Below are 3921 nucleotides of genomic sequence, written 5' to 3' on the forward strand. Positions count from 1 at the left end.
ATTCCTAGGATTTGAATGGTATCTGTCTTTAGAATGCTGGCTCCCACTCACTTGCTGTCAATACCTGCTATCTCCCTCCTGATAAGCATTTGACCAATTTGTGCTTAACTTTTTGTCAGTCAACCAGGATGATCATAGACAGTTCTGGTTTGTTCTTAAAGCGCTCTAGCCTTGAGGTTGTAAAAGCCGCTGTCAGACCAGCAGTTGCTGCAGCAATGTTGGTTGTTAGCAGAATGTGACTTATTTGTTCAGGGTCAGCTTCCAGCAGTGAACCTCCATTGAAGCCAAACCAGCCCAGCCAAAGGATAAAGCAACCTAGAGTAGCCATGCTGAGATTATGGGGACGTATAGCTACCCTAATACCATCGTCTTTATAGCGGGAAACCATTTTATCGTCCTCCTTTCGTAGGTATTTACGTGGTCCCAAGAGCCAAGCACCCACTAGAGCTGCCATACCACCCACTGCATGAACTACGGTTGAACCAGCAAAATCCAGGAAACCTAGCTGTTTGAGCCAACCGTTAGGTGCCCAAACCCAGTGTCCAGTGATGGGATAAGAAAGAGCGACCAGGAAAAAGCTAAACCATAAAAATGCTTTTAACTTCACTCTCTCCGCAACGGCTCCAGATACAATCGTCGCGGCGGTTCCAGCAAAAACTAATTGAAAAAAAAATGCTGCTTTGAGAGGAATATTTTTTCCAAGTTCTTTCAGCTCATCATTGTAATTAGAGAATCCTCCTTCATGGAAAAAGAATCCGTTTAGTCCCACGATAGGATCAATAGGATCAATTGGAGAATTGCCCATCATCAAGGCAAACCCACAGACCCAGAATGCTAGTGTAGCAATAGAGAATACTAACAAATTTTTGGTCAAGATATTAGCAGCATTCTTATAACGGCAAAAGCCAGCTTCCAACATGCCAAAACCAGCATTCATAAAAAACACCAGAAAAGCGGCAAGTAACACCCAGATAGTATTGATGGTGTTTAATTGCTCAGCTGAATCGTTAGAAGTAGTTTCGCCAAGGGCAGCTTGAGCCCACACTAGTAAGATTGTGGCTATTAACGGCAAGCAGAATTTCCAACTTGGCAACCGCCATTTTTTGGGGATTTTTAACTTTTTTATAGTCAGCATCTTTGGGTTCAATATACTAGCGAAAAATAAACACTATTTAGGTAAGTATTCAACTATGGCTGTTTTCAATTAGGTGAAGTACATTTTTTTAGGGAGCAGGGAGCAGGGAGCAGTGAAGAAGAGGTAAGAGGGGAAAAATCATTCGATAAAATCTCGAACTATTCAATTTTTTCAAAAGCGGTTTATTGTCAGCTGACCGCTGTTCGCTGTGGGTGCATCTCACTTTTGTTGTTTAACGTGGTGGTGCGTTACGGGATGGACTGTTCCAATACTGGCTAATGCGAAAATCAGGGCTAGTCCATCCCTAACGCACCCTACAGAACTATTCAATTTTTTCAAAAGCGGTTTATTGTCAGCTGACCGCTGTTCGCTGTGGGTGCATCTCACTTTTGTTGTTTAACGTGGTGGTGCGTTACGGGATGGACTGTTCCAATACTGGCTAATGCGAAAATCAGGGCTAGTCCATCCCTAACGCACCCTACAGAACATTTTCAAATATGAGATGCACCTGTTCGCTGTTCCCGTAGCCCATAGGCTTAGGTAATATCACTGTCGTCTTTATATAAAGGCGGTATTCCGTAACGCTCGCTAATTTCCCTGTCAATGTTTCGCAGAATTTCCATCACATCTTCCGGCTCTGCATCTCTTAGTTCTGTTTGCCGACTTTTCTCTTCCTGTACAAAAGCTTGTCTAGCTTCTTCTATAGAGTGGTTCTCAATAAAATAGCTAATCGCTGCTTCACCAATTGCTAAAGTCATCGCCACAGTATTGAAATTGATTTGAGTTCCTTTAACACCCAACTGCTCCAGGAATGTTTGGACCGTAATACTTTGGTATTGGCCAGGAATAGCAATATTGGCAATCATCCTGACCAGCAAATTTTGTATAAATTTTGTTACAAAGGGAACAAATCTCGCACTCCATGTAAACCAGGCTGCGCTCAACTTAAATTTATTGGCTATGATCCTCTTGAGTGGGATGCCCGCAGTTGCTCCCCCAAAGCCGTATTTAGCAGCATCGTCAGAGATATTTTTATATATTTCTAGTTCTAGTTGCTCGATGTTATACCTTGTGTCTTCGTACTCCTGCCAACAGGCAGAAACAGGAACATAACTATCAGTAAGTTGGTGATAGTCATGGAGTCTTGCTTTAATGCACTTGATAATATTAATTTCTTTCTGCTCTTTGGCATTACTAGGCTTTCTGGAATTAGCCGTAGATTCTAAACTCAGGTCATAAGGTGGATTCCACTCGCGGGCAGGCTCAACCAGGTCTATCTGGTTGATCACCAAGATAATCGGCAGTTCTGTATTATGGGCTTGGTGGTGCTGTTGGCGCAGCGTGGTTAGAAACTCCACATCCTGAGCGACATACCCTCGCTCTTTGGCTGGAATCACAAATAAAAGGATATCTACTCTCTTTTTAAGAATGTAGTCAATGGCTGGTTGAAATGCTGGATCGTCCTTGGACTTTTCCCCTACACCACGGGAATCTACAATTTCTAATTTCCGTCCATTGCGCTGGCATAGGTAAGATTCAGGGTCTAGGGTTTCCGGTTGATCTACCCTAACCTTAGCAACCTCCTTTCCCATCATGGCATTGACCAGAGATGATTTACCCGCTCCTGTTCTACCGTAGAGGGCAATGTGAGGAATCCGGCTCTGCTTTGCCCACTTGCGAATTTTCCTTTTAAGAATCGGCTCTGCAATCAATCTTGCTGGTTGACCCAGTACTGAGAGAATTGAGAGAATGGAAGACTCGATATCAATTATTTCTAAGCGCTGTAGAATATCTTGGGCATTCTCAGGTCTCCGCTCTGGTGAGGGAGCCATTAGATCATTAATTAAATCTGCCAGTGGGTCAGATATTTGGGTCGCGCTGTCTGGCCAATTGTGCCAATTGTTATCAAGTTTGCCTGTCAGTAAATAGACAAAGCTACGCCCTAGGGCAAAAAAATCAGACCTATACTCAGCTTTACCTTTAACTTGTTCCGGCGGGGCGTAAGGTCGTGACCCAATTGTCGTAACATTGCCTTGTTGATGGTTTTCAACATAGGTATCCGTCACCTCCCTAACTGCACCAAAGTCAATCAAAGCTAACTGACCATTAGGTCTGAGCATGATGTTAGCAGGTTTAATATCCCGGTGAAACCAGTTCTGCTCATGCACTAGAACTAAGATTTCTGCCAGTTGTTTCAACCATGCGATCGCTTGCTCTTGTGTGATGGGTTGATAGCCATTTTCTTCTAGCCACTTCTCTAAATCCAACCCCTCAATTTTTTCCATCACCAAGCAGTGCAAATCCTGATTCCCACCTTCTTGCGGGAGAATAAAGTAGCCATCTGGCTCGACTTTAGGAATTCCTGGATGATTTAGCTTTTTGAGTACCTCCGCTTCCCGTTTAAATAACTCTATAGCCTTGGGACTTTCGTGGTGCAGAACTTTTAATACTTTTCGCGTACCTTGGTCATCTACTTCCCAAGTTTTCCCAAAGCCTCCTCCACCCAATAATTTTACAACTTTATAGCGATTATCTTTACTCAGAAGCTGATTTAGCTGCTCTTGTTGCTTTTCCAGATAATTATTGTTTTGGGTCATTTCCTAATTTGATAGCTTGTTATCTGTGACAGTAAATATGGATAGTAAGATAGTTTTTTAAGATATTTTTAATTGGACAAGCTCAAAAATACTTCCTAAAAACTACTTAATAATCGTCTTAGATAACACCCCTGATTTAACTAGAAGCTTAAGTTAATACATTCAGATCTAGGCTCTGGTTATTAAAGA

General features: G+C 42.5%; 2 protein-coding genes. Both read right to left on the minus strand.

Annotated elements, in window-relative coordinates:
• Positions 1 to 115: 115 nt before the first annotated feature.
• Positions 116 to 1135: a hypothetical protein gene (locus tag F6J99_RS42960; protein ID WP_293123035.1), complete on the minus strand. Its 1020-nt coding sequence runs from the start codon at positions 1133 to 1135 to the stop codon at positions 116 to 118.
• Between the two features lie 536 nt (positions 1136 to 1671).
• Positions 1672 to 3732, minus strand: coding sequence for a serine/threonine-protein kinase (locus F6J99_RS42965; RefSeq protein WP_293123038.1), 2061 nt, complete (start codon positions 3730 to 3732; stop codon positions 1672 to 1674).
• Between the last annotated feature and the right edge of the window lie 189 nt (positions 3733 to 3921).

It is taken from the genome of Moorena sp. SIO4G3 (assembly GCF_010692305.1).
Classification (GTDB): Bacteria; Cyanobacteriota; Cyanobacteriia; order Cyanobacteriales; family Coleofasciculaceae; genus Moorena; species Moorena producens_A.